Here is a 14,206-nt window from a genome sequence, read left to right as displayed (position 1 = left end):
TGAAACGCACCGCGAGGGCCACGTCAGGAAGCCTCAGGGCAGCATCACTGCCCGAACGGGCGGTTCCGGTTGCCCCGGTCCCCTGCCGGTCTCCCGACGCCGCTCCGACCCGGCCACCGGTCCGCGCCGAGGGCCGAGGCCGGAAGTGGCCGGCACACCACGGGCCGTTCACCGTCCGACGGTCTGCCAGACGGTCTTCGTCTCCAGGAACGGCGTGATGCGGGCGAGGCCCGGCAACGCGTTCCAGTCCGGGGACGGTTCCGGGCGCAGCACCCGGGTGAGGGTGGCCGCCGCCGCGGTCTCCAACCGCGTGGCGAGGTCTCCCGCTCCGGCCAGGTCGAGTGCGTTGACGTCGGCGTGCGCGGCCAGGGTCGGCGCGATCTCGGCGGTGCGGCCGGTGAGGACGTTGACGACCCCGCCGGGCAGGTCCGAGGTGGCGAGCGCCTCGGCCAGGGTGACGGCGGGCAGCGGGGCGCGCTCGCTCGCCACCACGACCGCGGTGTTGCCCGCGGCGATCACCGGGGCGACGACCGAGACCAGCCCGAGCAGTGGTGAGTCCTGGGGGGCGAGGACCGCGACGACACCCGTGGGTTCGGGGGACGAGTTGTTCTCGTAGGGTCCCGCCACCGGGTTGCCTCCGCCCAGCACCTGCGCGATCTTGTCGGTCCATCCCGCGTAGTAGACCCAGCGGTCGATCGCGGCGGAGACGACGTCCTGCGCAGTTGCCTCGTCGATGCCCTGCGCGTCGACGGTCTCCTGCACGAAGTGGGCGCGGCGGCCCTCCATCATTTCGGCGATCCGGTAGAGGATCTGGCCTCTGAGCTGGGCCGACCGCGAAGCCCAGGGACCGAACGCGGCGCGCGCCGCGACGACGGCGTCCCTGGCGTCCTTGCGTGAGGCGAGCGCGGCGTTGGCCAGGTGGGCGCCGTCCGATGAGGTCACGGGGATGCTCCTGCCCGACTCGGAGCGGGGGAAGGCGCCACCGAGGTAGAGCTTGTAGGTCTTGTGCACCGGCAGCCGTCGGGACGCCGGAGCCGGATCCTGAGCCGTCGATGCGGGTTCGGGTGCCGTGGCCGTGTCGGTGTCAGCCATTGAGGTACGCCTCCAGTCCGTGCCGTCCGCCTTCGCGCCCGTAGCCGGACTCGCGGTAGCCCCCGAAGGGGCTCGTGGGATCGAATTTGTTGAAGGTGTTGGACCAGATCACTCCGGCACGCAGCCGGTTCGCGGTCCAGGGGATCCTGCTGGCCTTCTCCGTCCAGATTCCCGCGGAGAGGCCGTAGGGGGTGTTGTTGGCCTTCTCGACGGCCTCTTCCGGGGTGCGGAAGGTCAGGACGGAGAGCACCGGCCCGAAGATCTCTTCACGGGCGATCCGGTGGGCCTGGGTGATCCCGGTGAAGACGGTGGGCGCGAACCAGTAGCCGCGGGAGGGCAGTTCGCAGGGCGGGGACCACTGTTCGCCTCCCTCGTTCCGGCCCGCCTCGGCGAGGTCCTGGATACGGGCGAGCTGGGCGGCGGAGTTGATGGCGCCGATGTCGGTGTTCTTGTCCAGCGGGTCGCCGAGCCTCAGCCGGGCCACCCGTTCCTTGAGCCGGTGCATGACCTCCTCGGCGACGGACTCCTGAACCAGCAGCCGGGACCCGGCGCAGCACACATGCCCCTGGTTGAAGAAGATCCCTGTGACGATCCCTTCCACCGCCTGGTCGAGCGCCGCGTCCGCGTAGACGATGTTGGCGCCCTTGCCGCCGAGTTCCAGCGTGACCCGCTTGGACGTGCCGGCGACGGTCGCGGCGATCTCCCGGCCCACCTCGGTGGAACCGGTGAACGCCACCTTGTCCACGCCGGGGTGGGCGACGAGCGCCCGGCCGGTGGCACCCGCGCCGGTGACGATGTTGACCACACCGGGCGGCAGTTCGGCCTCCTGGCAGATTTCGGCGAAGACCAGGGCGGTCAGCGGGGTGGTCTCCGCGGGTTTGAGGACCACGGTGTTGCCTGCCGCGAGCGCCGGGGCGATCTTCCAGGCGAGCATCAGCAGGGGGAAGTTCCACGGGATGACCTGGGCCGCGACGCCGAGCGGCCGCGGTGCGGGAACGCCCGGCGAGACGAAGGCGAGTTTGTCGGCCCAGCCCGCGTAGTAGAAGAAGTGCGCGGCCGCGAGCGGGATGTCGACGTCCCGGGTCTCCTTGATGGGTTTGCCGTTGTCGAGGGACTCCAGCACGGCGAGTTCGCGGGCGCGGTCCTGGATGATCCGGCTGATCCGGTAGAGGTACTTGCCTCGCTCGGAGGGGCTGGTCCGGGACCACACGCCGTCGTAGGCGCGGCGCGCCGCGGCCACGGCGCGGTCCAGGTCCGCCTCGGTGGCCGAGGTCACCTCGGCGAGCTTCTCCTCGTCGGCCGGGTTGACACTGACCAGGGTCTGTTCGCCCGGTTCGGTGAACTCGCCGTCGACGAAGAGTCCGTAGGCGGGCCGCAGTGAGACGACGGCCCTGGATTCGGGTGCGGGGGCGTAGAGGAGGGCGCCCGGCCCGGCGGATTCCTGCCGGGTGGGGACGGTACGGGGCTCGGGGCGGTCCGACATGTGCGCTTGATCCCTTTCAGTCCGCGGAGTAGTAGTCAGGACCGGGGTACGTGCCGGTCGTCAGCTTCGACCGCTGCATCAGCAGATCGTTGAGCAGGCTGGAGGCACCGATGCGGAACCAGTGGGGATCGAGCCAGTCGGGTCCTGCCGTCTCGTTCACCATGACGAGGTTGCGCAGGGCGTCCTTGGTGGTGCGGATGCCGCCGGCGGGTTTGACACCGACCTGGCGACCGGACGCGGCGCGGAAGTCGCGCACCGCCTGGAGCATGATCAGGGTGACGGCAGGGGTCGCGGCGGGCGCGACCTTGCCGGTGGACGTCTTGATGAAGTCGGCCCCCGCGTGCATCGCCAGCCAGGACGCACGGCGTACGGCGTCGTACCCGGCCAGTTCACCGGTCTCCAGGATGACCTTCAGATGGGCCGGCGGGCCGTCGGAACGGCCGCAGGCCTCCTTGACGGCGACGATCTCCTCGTACACCTTGCGGTAGTCCCCGGCGAGGAAGGCTCCCCTGTCGATCACCATGTCGATCTCGGTGGCGCCGTCGGCGACCGCGTACCGGGTGTCGAGAAGGCGGACCTCCAGCGGTGCGCGTCCCGCGGGAAAGGCGGAGGCGACGGAAGCGACGCCCACGGACGTGGACTCCAGGGCGCGCACCGCCACGCCGACGAGGTCGGGGTAGACGCAGACGGCGGCCACCGGCGGAACCGTGCGGTCGGTGGGGTCCGGCAACAGGGCCTTCGTGCACAGGGCGCGTACCTTGCCGGGGGTGTCGGCGCCCTCGAGAGTCGTCAGGTCGACCATGCGGATGGCCAGGTCGATGGCGTGGGCCTTGGCGGTCGTCTTCACCGAGCGGGTCGCCAGGTCGGCGACGCGGGCGTGCACGCCCGCCTCGTCGACGCCGGGCAGCGAGTCCAGGAGGGCACGCAGCGCGGCGTTGCTGTGCGCGGGGGCCGGGGGTGCCTGGGGGGCGGGGCCGGCGGTGTCAGGCACGGGAACCTCGCTTCTCTATGAGCATGTTGAGGATGAGCGCGACCACGAGGATCAGTCCGGTGACGACCATCTGGAAGAACGAGCCGAGGCCCATCAGGTTGCAGAGGTTGCGCAGCACGGACAGGAGCAGCACGGCGACGAAGGTGCCCATGACGCCGCCGCGTCCGCCGAAGAGGTTGGTGCCGCCGAGGACGACGGCGGCGATGGCGTCCAGTTCGAGGCCGTTGAACGCGGTGGGCTGACCGATGGTGAGCCGTGAGGTGAGCAGCACCCCGGCGAGGGCGGAGAGCGCGCCGGAGATGGCGAAGACCGCGGTGATCACGCCACGCACCGGCAGTCCGGAGAGCCGCGCGGCCTCCTTGTTGCTGCCCACGGCGTAGATGTACTCGCCGAACGTCGTCCCGCGCAGCAGCAGTCCGGCAGCGATGGCGACCGCGACGAAGACCAGGCCGACGATGGGCACGTACCCGACGAATCCGCCGCCGAGGAGCTGAAAGGCGTGCGGGATCTCGCCCCCGGCCGGCTCGCCGTCGGTCAGCAGGTAGGTCAGACCGCGGATGGCGGTGAGTCCGGCGAGGGTGGTCATGAACGCGGGCAGCGACAGGTAGGCCGACAGTCCGCCCATGACAGCGCCGAAGGCGGCGCCGGCGGCCAGGCTCACGACGATGGCCAGCACGAAGTTGATGTCGTGGTCGATCAGCAGGGCGACGGTCATGCCGCCGAAGGCGGCGACGCTCCCCACCGAGAGGTCGATCCCGGCGGTGAGGATGACGAGGGTCATCCCGACGGCGACGATGCCCGTGAGCGCGGACTGCTGCAGCAGGTTCGACATGTTGCGGACGGTGAGGAACTCGGGGGCGAGCAGGCTCGCGACCACACACAGCGCCAGGAAGACGAGTACCAGGTTGAACCTGACGATGAGGTCGGCGCCCCGCCACCGGGGCGAGGGCGACCCCGGACCGCTGCCGCCGGAGGCGGATTTCGGGTCGGCCACCGTGGTGGATGTGCTCATGAGGATGCTCCAGGGAGTGTCGCTCCGGTGGATGTCGCACCAGGGGGTGCCGCACCGGTGATGACGGTGTGCGCGATGGTGTTCTCGTCGGTGGTGCGGGGGTCGAAGCAGGCCACGTTGCGGCCTTCGTGCAGGACCCAGACGCGGTCGGCGTTGGCGGTCAGTTCGCTCAGTTCGCTGCTGGCCAGCAGGACGGCCACGCCCTGGTCGGCGAGGTGGCGCACCTGGCGGTAGAGGTCGGCCTTGGCCCCCACGTCCAGGCCGCGGGTGGGTTCGTCGAGCAGCAGGACCCGGATGTCGCCCCTGGTGATCCACTTCGCCAGCACGACCTTCTGCTGGTTGCCGCCGGAGAGCTTGCCGACCGGCTGGTCCGGCGAGGAGCACCGCACTCCGAGATCGGTGATGACCGGGGAGGCGAGCCGCCGGCCGAGGCGTCGGGGGAACAGCCAGGGCGGGCGGTTCAGCGCGGTGACGGCCGCGTTGCGTGCGACGGACAGGTCCAGCATCAACCCTTGTTCCTTGCGGCTCTCCGGTACGAGGGCCAGACCGGCCCGTACAGCCGCGGCGGGACTGCTCAGCCGGAGGTCTTTGCCGTCGACGGCCACGGAGACGGTGGCCCGGGTGTCGGCGAACAGGGCTTTGAGGAGGGTGGTGCGCCCGGCGCCGCCGAGCCCCGCGAGTCCGACGATCTCGCCCGCCCGGACCTCGATGCCCTTGATGTCGATCAGTCCCGGGCTCCGTGCGGAACGGATCTCCAGGAGGGGCGGGCCGTCGGGCCTGGGCCGGTCGGTGGTACCGACGAGTTCCCGGTTCTCACCGATCATGTCGGCGACCAGTTCGTCCGCCGTCGTGGTGGCCAGGTCCCGGACGGCGACCGAGCGGCCGTCGCGCATCACCGTGGCGCGGTCGCCGATCTCCATGACCTCGTCCAGGCGGTGCGAGATGTAGATGACGGAGCGCCCCTGCGCGGTGAGGGAGCGGATCACTTCGAACACCGTGCGCAGGTCGCTCTCGCCGAGGGTGGCGGAGGGCTCGTCCATGACGATGAGACGGGCGTCGGCCGTCAGCGCCCTGGCGATCGCGGTGAGCTGCTGCGCCGCGATGGGCAGCGCGCGGACGGGAGTGTGGACCGAGAAGTCGCCGCCGACCCGGGCGATGGCGGCCCTGGCCAGTTCGGCGCGCTCTTTGCGGCGTACGACGGGGCCCCATGCCGGTGCGTGGCCGAGCAGCAGGTTCTGGGCGACGGTCAGGTCCGGTACGAGGTCCAGTTCCTGGTAGATCACGGAGATGCCGGCGGCCAGTCCCGCCTGCGGGCCGGCGAGGGTGACCGGCTCGCCGTCGAGGAGAATCTCGCCCGCGTCCGGCTGGTAGGAGCCGGCCAGGATCTTCATCAGGGTGCTCTTGCCCGCGCCGTTCTCCCCGAGCAGGCAATGGACCTCCCCGGGACGCACGACCAGGTCGGCACCGTCGTTGGCGAGGGTGCCGGGGAAGCGTTTGACGATGTCGCGCATGACCAGCCGCGGTATGTCCCCGCCGGCCGGCCGGGCTTCGGTGTCGTGAGGGCTCATGGCTCCTCCTTTCTGGCTCTCCGTGCTCACGTCTCCTCCCGCTGCTGCGTGGTGAGCAGGTGGGACGCGGTGTGCTGATCGGTGACGAGGGTGTTGCACAGGCCGCTGGTGACCACGGCGGCGCAGACGGCGTGTTTCGCGGTGCCCGAGACGACGGCCACGGAGACGGCGCTGTTGCGCAGGTGTTCCAGCGGGAGCCCCAGGGTGCGGTCGTCGAGCGGCTGGTCGACGATGGCTCCCCGGGCGTCGATGAAGCGGCCCGCGACATCGCCGACGGCTCCGGCGGCGGCCAGGGACGCCAGGTCGTCGGCGGTCAGATAGCCGGAGCTGACCAGCACCGAGTCGGCTCCTATGCCGCCGGGGCTGAACAGCACGGTGTCCGCGGCGGCGGCCTGATCGAGGACGTCGGCGACCGCGCTGTCCTGCTCCAGGAGCCGGCGGGTGGTCTCCTGCTCCACGATGGACGGCACGGGCAGGACGCTGAGGGTGCCCTGCGCGAGGTGGGCGATCCGGCCCGCCATGTCCTGGGCGGAGGTGGGGGTGCGGGAGCGGCTGAGGCCGCCGTTGATCTGGACGACGTGGACCCCGGTCGCCCAGCCGGGATGGAGGCGCGCGGCGAGCAGGTCGAGGGTGCGGCCCCAGGAGATGCCGAGCTGGCGCGGCGACGGGTTCAGCCGGGTGAGGTAGTCGGCGCCGGCCTCGGCGACCCGGGCACGCAGCCGCTCGTCGTCCGCGCGATCGGCGGCGACCACGACGGCGTCGCGCAGCCCGAAGGCGTCGCGCAGCCGATCCTCCAGGCCGCGCATCCGGGCCTTGGGGTGGACGACCTCGATCCGTACGATCCCCGCCTCCCGGGCCTCGGCCAGCAGCCGGCCGACCTTCCAGCGGGTGAAGTGGAGTTCCTCCCCGATCTGTTCCTGCGTCCGGTTCTGTTCGTAGTACAGGGAGGCGACCTGGTAGAGCAGGGCCTCGTCCTCGATGTTGGTCATCCGGACCTCCTTGTCCGACGGCCCGGTCAGCCTGGTCGGCGGTCGGGCGCGCTGAGCCGGTGGGCGATCGCGCGCGTGGCATCGGTCGCGGCCCGGTAGTCCGCGTATCCCTGTTCGAAGGCCGCGCGGTGGGAAGAGTCCGGTTCGATGACCGTCACGCGCGGGGCGAAGCCCGCGGCGGCCTCGGCGAGGGAAGCGGCCTGGCCGGCCCCGGTGGCGGCGGTGACCGCGCAGGCCCGCAGGGTGAGGTTGCCCTCGGCGACCAGCAGCAGCGGGCGGCCGAGGACGTCCGCGGTGGCGCGCAGCCACAGCGGGTTGTGCCGGATACCGCCGGACACGAACACCTCGTCGACCGGTACGCCGCCGTCGACGAACGAGTCGAGGACCTGGCGGGTGCCGTAGGCGACGCCTTCGACGGCGGCCCGGTAGACCTCCTCGGGACGGCTGCCGAGGGTCAGCCCGAGGACGGCGCCGCGCAGCCGGGGGTCGCGGAGCGGCGTGCGGTTGCCCATGAAGTAGTCGAGGACCATCAGCCCGTGCGCGCCGGGCGGCAGTGCCGCGGCCTCCTCGATGAGACCGGGCAGCTCCGCGCGGGGCCGGCCGAGGAGTTGTTCGCCGGCCCAGGTGAGCACGGACCCCGAGGTGACCTGCCCGCCCTCGACGAGCCACCGGCCGGTGTTCAGGGCATCCGGATAGGGGCCCCAGACGGTGGACGGGAACACGGGTTCGTCGATCTCCGTGACGAAGGCGGTGGAGGTGCCGCAGACGACCGACACCCGGCCGGTCCGCGCGCCGCCGACAGCGAGCAGCGACAAGTGGGCGTCGATGCCGCCGGCGCTGACCACGGCCCCGCCGGTGAGACCGAGTTCGTCGCGGGCACGGGGCTGCACAGGGGCGACGGGGTCGCCGACCGGGATGATCCGGCTGGGAAGCTTGTCCTGGAGGTCGGGTACGCCCAGGTCCGCGTAGAGGTCGTCGGGGAGTCCGCCGCCGCGCGGGTCGTAGTTCCACTTGCAGACCGCGTTCATCCGCGATCCGGTCCACTCGCCGGTGAGGCGCCAGACGAGGTAGTCGACCGCCTCGACGATGTGGCCGGCGGCACGGTAGATGTCCGGCTGGTGCCGGGCCAGCCACATGGCCTTCGGCACGAGCCACTCGACCGCGTCGGAGCCACCCGCGTACCGCAGGACCGGATGGTCCGAGACAGCTGTCAGCGCGGACTCCGCGCTGGCCCGGCTGTCCATCCACAGCAGCGCGGGGCGCAGCGGCCGTCCGGCCTCGTCCAGTACGGCGACGGTGGACGCGGTGGTGGCCACGGCGACGCCGGCCACCGGGGGCGAGCCCGCCTCCGTGAGGGCGGCGCGGGTGGCCGTGACCACGGCGCGCCACCAGTCCTCGGGATTCTGCTCGGCCCAGCCGGGGTGCGGGAAGGAGGTGGCGTAGCCGCTCTGGCTCAGCGCGAGTTCCGCACCGTCGGCGCTGTACACGGCCACCCGGGCGCTCTCGGTGCCCAGGTCGATGGCGAGGAGCGCGCTCATGGACGGTCTCCGTTCGGCAGGAAGAGAACCTTGGAACTGAAGATGGACCGTTCGCCGAGCTGGTGCAGCGTGGCGGAGACGTCGTCGAGACCCAGTTCATGGGTGATCATGAACTTCCAGCGGAGGCTGCCGTCGCCCATGGCACGGGCGGCGGTGCGCCATTCGTCGCCGGGAAACGGTGCGGAGAAGGAGTTCCAGGCGCCGTGCAGGGTGACCTCGCGGCGGAGGAAGTTGCTGAAGGTGGCCTTGGGCAGGACGACCGGGTCGTGCGGGATGCCGATGAAGACGGCCTGCCCGTGCCGGGCGGCGAGGGAGACGGCCTGGTCGGCCGTGGCCGGCACGCCGGCGGACTCGATGATGACGTCGTAGCCCTGGCCGGCGAGTTCGGTGGCCTGCTCGGCGGTGGTGGCGGTGTGGGTGGCACCGGCCTCCAGGGCCATCGCGGCCTTCTCCTCGCTGACGTCGATGGAGAGCACCTCGTGAGCGCCGGCGAGCCGGGCCCACTGGACGGCGAACAGGCCGATGGGTCCCGCGCCGACGACGGCGACCCGGTGACCGGTACGCAGCTTGGTGCGCCAGATGGCGTGGAGGGCGATGGCGGCCGGGTCGAGCATCGCGGCGGCACGCGGATCGAGGTCGGGGGGCAGCACCATCAGATTGCCCTCGGGAACGGTCACGTACTCGGCGTAGGCACCGGCGCGCCGGCTGCCGAAGTAGTCGTAGTCCTCGCAGAGGCTGAAGTGTCCCTGGGTGCAGGGGGCGCAGCGGCGGCAGGGAATCAGCGGGGGGACCGCCACGAGGTCGCCCTCCTTGACCGTGCCCGCCGCCGCGAGCTCCGCGCCCAGCGCCACCACGTGTCCGGAGAATTCGTGGCCGCAGATCAGCGGGAGGTGGTAGGCCCCTCCGGGGCGCAGCATCCTGGGTATGTCGGAGCCGCAGACCCCGCATGCGGCGACACGGACGAGCGCCTCCCGGGGCGCGGGCACCGGTACGGGCACCTCCTCGACGCGGATGTCGCCCGGGGCGTGCAGCAGGGCGGCTCGCATGGTTCGCGGCATTTTCGTATCGCTCTCTCGGGTGGGGACGGGGCCGGTCACGGCCTGCGGCGTGCTGTTCGGGGTTACTTCTTGTCCGCGAGGGCGAACGTGGTGGAGCCGCTGTAGGTGGCGGCGTTGCCGGTGTCGATCAGGGCGGTTCCGGCGTCGACCTCGGCGGAGACCTTCTTGCCCTGCTGGGCGTCCAGCGCGGTCCGTACGGCGGTGGCGCCGAGCGAGATCGGGTCGTTGAGCGCGGTCGCGATGTAGGGGCCGTCGGCGGCGACGGACTTGACGGCCTCCATCAGCCCGTCGACACCGGCGACCTTGACGTCGGTGCGGTTGTTCTCCTTGAGCACCTGGAGCGCGCCGAGAGCCATGTCGTCGTTGTGCGCGTAGACGGCCTTGACGTCGGGGTTGGTCTGGACGAGGTCCTGCATGGCGGTGACGGCCTTGGCGCGGATGTAGTCGCAGTAGGGTCCCGCCACGATCTTGATCTTCTTGTTGGCGGCCACGGCCTCGTGGAACCCCGCGCTGCGGTCGCGGGCGACGGCACCGCCCGCGTCCCCCTTGATCTCGATGACCTTGCCGCCCTCGGCGCCCAGGGCCTTGACGACCTCGGCGCCGACGAGCCGGCCCATCTCCTTGTTGTCGCGTCCGACGTGGGCGACGGCGCCGGAGGGCACCGGACGGTCGACGGTGACGACCGGGATCCCCGCGGCCTTGGCGGCGGCCAGTCCCGCCTTCACGCCCTTGGGGTCGACGGGGTTGACGAGCAGCACGTCGACACCACGGGTGATGAGGTCCTGGATGTCGTTGTTCTGCTTCGTCACGTCGTCGCCCGCGTCGGCGAAGTTCAGCTTGGCGCCGGCCTTCTCGGCGGCCTGCTCGGCGCCGGTGCGCAGCTGCACGTAGAACGGCGACTGCTGGGTGGCCTGGCTGAATCCGATGGACAAGCTGTCCGAGGCCGCCTTCTTGCCGCTGCTGTCCGAGCCGCCCGGGGTGGTCGAGACGGAGCACGCGGTGAGCGATACAAGAGTGGATGCCGTGATAAAGATCCCGAAGATGCGCTTGGTACGCATATGGGCCTCCTGATGTGGTCCTGGCGACGGACAGTAGGTCCCGAATTAACCTCACGGCAACACATGCAGATTTTTTTGCTCTCATGAGCACGCGCCGCACGGGATCACCTCGCACGACGAACCACCGCCCGCGACAGCAACGACGCCGATCGTCCGAGGCAGCCGGACACGCGACCCTGGAACGTCGTGACCAGCGGGAAGAGGCCGTGCCCCAGGGCAGCGGGATCGGCCGGCCGGCGGCCCCTTCCGTGGGACGGAAGAGGTATTGCGCCCCGGTGGCGCCCTTCCGGACGATGTCGCCATCGCCCAATGACGGGAGCCGCAGCCATGCCGCACACCACCGCCTTCGCCAGGAACCAGTGGTACGTCGCCGCCTACGCCCACGAGGTCGGGCGGGAGTTGCTCGGGCGGACCGTTCTCGGGGAGCCGCTCGTCCTCTACCGGACCGAGGGCGACGGCCGGCCCGTCGCCCTGCACGACCGCTGTGTGCACCGCCGCTACCCGCTCTCCGCCAGCGGGCTCGACGGTGACCGGATCGTCTGCGGCTACCACGGCTTCACGTACGACACCACGGGCGCCTGCGTGTACGTACCCGGGCAGAAACGCGTCCCGCGCACCGCCCGGGTCGCCGCCTACCCGGTGGTCGAGCAGGACGCCCTGATCTGGGTGTGGATCGGCGACCCCGCGCTCGCCGACCCCGGGGCGATACCGCGGGCCAGGCATCTCGACTCCCCCGGCTGGGTCACCGTCAGCGGGATGGAGCCGATCGACGCCGACTACGGCCTGCTCGTCGACAACCTCCTCGACCTGTCCCACGAGACGTATCTGCACGGCGGTGACATCGGCACCCCCGAGGTCGCCGAGACGCCGATCACCACCGAGGTCGACGAGGGCGCCGGCGTCGTACGGGTGAGCCGGCGCATGGACGACGCCGAGTGCCCGCCGTTCTACGCCAGGTCGACCGGGATCGACGGACGGATCACCCGCTGGCAGGACATCGAGTACCACGCGCCGTGTCTGTACCTGCTGCACAGCCGGATCGCCCCGGCCGGTGTCGTGCCCGAGCCGGACGGCAGCGATCCGAACGGCTTCCACACGGAGATCACGTACGCCATCACCCCGTCCACCGACGGCTCGGTGTACGACTTCTGGATGGTCTCGCGCGACTGGGCGACCGACGACGCCGAGGTGACCGAGTTCCTGCGGGCCAACAACCACACCGTCGTGATGCAGGACGTCGACGCGCTCAACCTGCTGCAGCGGACGCTCGGCACGGAGCGGACCGGTTACCAGGAGCTGAGCATCAACATCGACACCGGCGGGCTCGCCGCCCGGCGCATACTCGCCCGGCTCGTCGAGGAGGGCGCCAAGCCCGTGGAGAAGGTCCAGTGACCAGCCCGACGGGGGAGGTCTACCGCATCGACTGGGTGCCGGGCACGGACGTGCTCCACGGCACCTGCCACTGCGGCGCCGAGCACACCGCGGAGGACCCCGTCGTGATGTGGGAGTGGATGCTCGGCCACCCCGAAGGACACACGCCCCACGGACGGCCGCTCCGAGGACCCGGCTCATGAGCGGGTACGAGACCGACCCGTACGAGACCGAACCGCACGAGGCCGCCCCGTACGAGGCCGAACTCGTCGTCGACCGGCGCGACAGAGCAGCCGACGGCGTGCTCGCCCTCACCCTGCGCCATCCCTTGGGCGAGGAGCTGCCGGCCTGGGAGCCCGGCGCCCACATCGACGTGGTCCTCGGCCCCGGCCTGGAGCGGCAGTACTCCTTGTGCGGTGACCCGGCCGACCGGCACACGTGGCGCGTCGCGGTCCTGCGGGAGCCCGACGGGCGCGGCGGATCGGCCTACGTCCACGGGCAGTTGGCGGCCGGGGACACGGTCGGGGTGCGCGGTCCGCGCAACCACTTCGCCCTCCTGCCGTCGCCCCGCTACCGCTTCGTCGCGGGCGGCATCGGCATCACGCCCGTGCTGCCCATGCTGGCCGCGGCCGAGGCGGCGGGTACGCACTGGACCCTGCTGTACGGCGGACGGACCCGCGACTCCATGGCGTTCACCGGGGAGTTGACGCGGTACGGGGACAGGGTGCGCCTCGCCCCGCAGGACGAGACCGGGCTGCTCGACCTCGCCCCGGAACTCGGCGAACCGCAGCCGGACACGCTCGTCTACTGCTGCGGTCCCGGTCCCCTGCTGGACGCGGTGGAACAACGGTGCGCCCGGTGGCCGGCGGGCTCCCTGCACGTCGAGCGCTTCCGGCCCAGGGCCGTCCAGCAGGCGGCCGTGGACACGGAGTTCGAGGTGGTCCTGGAGCGCTCGGGCCGCACGCTCACCGTCCCGGCGGACACGTCCGTGCTCGACACCGTGCGGGCGGCGGGCGTCGAGGTGCTGTTCTCCTGCACCGAGGGCACCTGCGGGACCTGCGAGACGGACGTCCTCGACGGCGTCCCGGACCACCGTGACTCGATCCTCGACGACGCGGAGCGGGCGGCCGGCGAGACCATGCTCATCTGTGTGTCCCGATGCCGCGGGAGGCGCCTCGTGCTCGACCTGTGATCCGCAGGTCCGCCTCGATCCGGGCGACCGTGGCCAGCAGCTGGGGCAGCAGGTCACGGCGCACGGAGTCGACGGAGTTGCGGCTGGCGTGCACGGGGATGTTGACCGCCGCCACCGCCTCGCCGTCCCGGTCGCGCACCGGGACGGCGACCGAGCGCAGCCCCTCCTCCAGCTCCTGGTCGACGATCGCGTACCCCTGGCGGCGTACCCGGCGCAGTTCGGTGCGCAGCAGGTCGGCCGAGACCGTCGTGCGGGGCGTCAGGGGCCGCAGGTCCGCGCGCGACAGCCGGGCGTCGATCTCCTCGTCGGACAGCTGCGCGAGCAACACCCGCCCCACCGAGGTCACATGGGCCGGGAAGCGGGTGCCCACGGTGATCGCCGCGGTCATGATGCGGTGCGTCGGCACCCGGGCGACGTACACGATGTCGTCGCCGTCGAGGACGCACAGGGACGACGACTCCCTTATCTGTGCGACGAGTTGCTCCAGGTGGGGCTCGGCCATCTCCGGCAGGGTGACACTGGACAGGTACGAGTAACCGAGTTCCAGGACGCGCGGGGTGAGCCGGAACATCCGGCCGTCCGTCTCCACGTATCCCAGGTCGAAGAGCGTCAGCAGGAAGCGGCGGGCCGCCGCGCGGGTCAGGTCGCTGACCCGCGCCACCTCGCTGAGCGTGAGCTCCGGATGGTCGGCGTCGAAGGCGCGGATGACCGCGAGACCACGCTCGAAGGACCGGACGAAATGCGGTTCGCGGGCTCCAGCAGGCATCGTCGCCTCCACGGGACGCACGGGGGTGCGCTCTGCGCACGCTAGGAGCACCCTTCGGCAAGTGTCAACAACCGTGCGCGTCAAGGGC

13 protein-coding genes are annotated in these 14,206 nt (G+C 71.4%); 3 read left to right on the top strand and 10 right to left on the bottom strand.

The genetic code is table 11. The features are described 5' to 3' along the window. Window positions 1-168: 168 nt before the first annotated feature. From ACLVWQ_RS29325 to ACLVWQ_RS29285, 9 genes are all read right to left on the bottom strand, one after another. Window positions 169-1,092, bottom strand: a complete 924-nt coding sequence (locus ACLVWQ_RS29325) for an aldehyde dehydrogenase family protein (RefSeq protein ID WP_414112222.1) — start codon at window positions 1,090-1,092, stop codon at window positions 169-171. Next, window positions 1,085-2,575: an aldehyde dehydrogenase family protein gene (locus ACLVWQ_RS29320; RefSeq protein ID WP_414112221.1), complete on the bottom strand. Its 1,491-nt coding sequence runs from the start codon at window positions 2,573-2,575 to the stop codon at window positions 1,085-1,087. Before ACLVWQ_RS29320 ends, ACLVWQ_RS29325 begins: the two co-directional genes overlap by 8 nt. A gap of 16 nt (window positions 2,576-2,591) precedes the next feature. After that, complete coding sequence (deoC, locus tag ACLVWQ_RS29315) at window positions 2,592-3,566, bottom strand: deoxyribose-phosphate aldolase (RefSeq protein ID WP_414112220.1); 975 nt, start codon at window positions 3,564-3,566, stop codon at window positions 2,592-2,594. After that, window positions 3,559-4,578, bottom strand: a complete 1,020-nt coding sequence (locus tag ACLVWQ_RS29310; protein ID WP_414112219.1) for an ABC transporter permease — start codon at window positions 4,576-4,578, stop codon at window positions 3,559-3,561. The genes deoC and ACLVWQ_RS29310 overlap by 8 nt, the downstream gene beginning before the upstream one ends. Continuing rightward, window positions 4,575-6,146, bottom strand: coding sequence for a sugar ABC transporter ATP-binding protein (locus ACLVWQ_RS29305; protein WP_414112218.1), 1,572 nt, complete (start codon window positions 6,144-6,146; stop codon window positions 4,575-4,577). The genes ACLVWQ_RS29310 and ACLVWQ_RS29305 overlap by 4 nt, the downstream gene beginning before the upstream one ends. A gap of 26 nt (window positions 6,147-6,172) precedes the next feature. After that, window positions 6,173-7,135, bottom strand: coding sequence for a sugar-binding transcriptional regulator (locus ACLVWQ_RS29300; protein WP_414112217.1), 963 nt, complete (start codon window positions 7,133-7,135; stop codon window positions 6,173-6,175). 26 nt (window positions 7,136-7,161) lie between these two features. Beyond that, window positions 7,162-8,673, bottom strand: a complete 1,512-nt coding sequence (locus ACLVWQ_RS29295) for an FGGY-family carbohydrate kinase (protein ID WP_414112216.1) — start codon at window positions 8,671-8,673, stop codon at window positions 7,162-7,164. Continuing rightward, complete coding sequence (locus ACLVWQ_RS29290; RefSeq protein ID WP_414112215.1) at window positions 8,670-9,719, bottom strand: galactitol-1-phosphate 5-dehydrogenase; 1,050 nt, start codon at window positions 9,717-9,719, stop codon at window positions 8,670-8,672. Before ACLVWQ_RS29290 ends, ACLVWQ_RS29295 begins: the two co-directional genes overlap by 4 nt. A 74-nt stretch (window positions 9,720-9,793) precedes the next feature. Next, complete coding sequence (locus tag ACLVWQ_RS29285; protein ID WP_414112214.1) at window positions 9,794-10,789, bottom strand: substrate-binding domain-containing protein; 996 nt, start codon at window positions 10,787-10,789, stop codon at window positions 9,794-9,796. Window positions 10,790-11,116: 327 nt separating this feature from the next. On the opposite strand from ACLVWQ_RS29285, the gene ACLVWQ_RS29280 reads away from it, so the two are divergent. From ACLVWQ_RS29280 to ACLVWQ_RS29270, 3 genes are read left to right on the top strand one after another with little or no spacing between them, the layout of a single operon-like run. Further along, window positions 11,117-12,181 (top strand): Rieske 2Fe-2S domain-containing protein, encoded by a 1,065-nt coding sequence (locus tag ACLVWQ_RS29280; RefSeq protein WP_414112213.1) that lies wholly within the window; start codon window positions 11,117-11,119, stop codon window positions 12,179-12,181. Then, entirely contained in the window at window positions 12,178-12,363 is a 186-nt protein-coding gene (locus tag ACLVWQ_RS29275; RefSeq protein WP_414112212.1) for a hypothetical protein, read from the top strand. Before ACLVWQ_RS29280 ends, ACLVWQ_RS29275 begins: the two co-directional genes overlap by 4 nt. Continuing rightward, complete coding sequence (locus ACLVWQ_RS29270; protein WP_414112211.1) at window positions 12,360-13,352, top strand: PDR/VanB family oxidoreductase; 993 nt, start codon at window positions 12,360-12,362, stop codon at window positions 13,350-13,352. The genes ACLVWQ_RS29275 and ACLVWQ_RS29270 overlap by 4 nt, the downstream gene beginning before the upstream one ends. On the opposite strand, the gene ACLVWQ_RS29265 is transcribed toward ACLVWQ_RS29270, so the two are convergent. Then, window positions 13,303-14,118, bottom strand: a complete 816-nt coding sequence (locus ACLVWQ_RS29265; protein WP_414112210.1) for an IclR family transcriptional regulator C-terminal domain-containing protein — start codon at window positions 14,116-14,118, stop codon at window positions 13,303-13,305. The genes ACLVWQ_RS29270 and ACLVWQ_RS29265 overlap by 50 nt on opposite strands. Window positions 14,119-14,206: the final 88 nt, after the last annotated feature.

The sequence above is a fragment of the Streptomyces sp. CWNU-52B genome, assembly GCF_047444975.1.
GTDB lineage: Bacteria > Actinomycetota > Actinomycetes > Streptomycetales > Streptomycetaceae > Streptomyces.
This window is presented reverse-complemented; position numbering and strand designations above follow the sequence as displayed.

What these genes read in the sequence shown, in the direction of transcription:
- ACLVWQ_RS29325 (WP_414112222.1), bottom strand. Translation starts at nt 1,092, where the DNA reads ATGGCTGACACCGACACGGCCACGGCACCCGAACCCGCATCGACGGCT.
- ACLVWQ_RS29320 (WP_414112221.1), bottom strand. Translation starts at nt 2,575, where the DNA reads ATGTCGGACCGCCCCGAGCCCCGTACCGTCCCCACCCGGCAGGAATCC.
- ACLVWQ_RS29310 (WP_414112219.1), bottom strand. Translation starts at nt 4,578, where the DNA reads ATGAGCACATCCACCACGGTGGCCGACCCGAAATCCGCCTCCGGCGGC.
- ACLVWQ_RS29305 (WP_414112218.1), bottom strand. Translation starts at nt 6,146, where the DNA reads ATGAGCCCTCACGACACCGAAGCCCGGCCGGCCGGCGGGGACATACCG.
- ACLVWQ_RS29300 (WP_414112217.1), bottom strand. Translation starts at nt 7,135, where the DNA reads ATGACCAACATCGAGGACGAGGCCCTGCTCTACCAGGTCGCCTCCCTG.
- ACLVWQ_RS29295 (WP_414112216.1), bottom strand. Translation starts at nt 8,673, where the DNA reads ATGAGCGCGCTCCTCGCCATCGACCTGGGCACCGAGAGCGCCCGGGTG.
- ACLVWQ_RS29290 (WP_414112215.1), bottom strand. Translation starts at nt 9,719, where the DNA reads ATGCGAGCCGCCCTGCTGCACGCCCCGGGCGACATCCGCGTCGAGGAG.
- ACLVWQ_RS29285 (WP_414112214.1), bottom strand. Translation starts at nt 10,789, where the DNA reads ATGCGTACCAAGCGCATCTTCGGGATCTTTATCACGGCATCCACTCTT.
- ACLVWQ_RS29280 (WP_414112213.1), top strand. Translation starts at nt 11,117, where the DNA reads ATGCCGCACACCACCGCCTTCGCCAGGAACCAGTGGTACGTCGCCGCC.
- ACLVWQ_RS29270 (WP_414112211.1), top strand. Translation starts at nt 12,360, where the DNA reads ATGAGCGGGTACGAGACCGACCCGTACGAGACCGAACCGCACGAGGCC.
- ACLVWQ_RS29265 (WP_414112210.1), bottom strand. Translation starts at nt 14,118, where the DNA reads ATGCCTGCTGGAGCCCGCGAACCGCATTTCGTCCGGTCCTTCGAGCGT.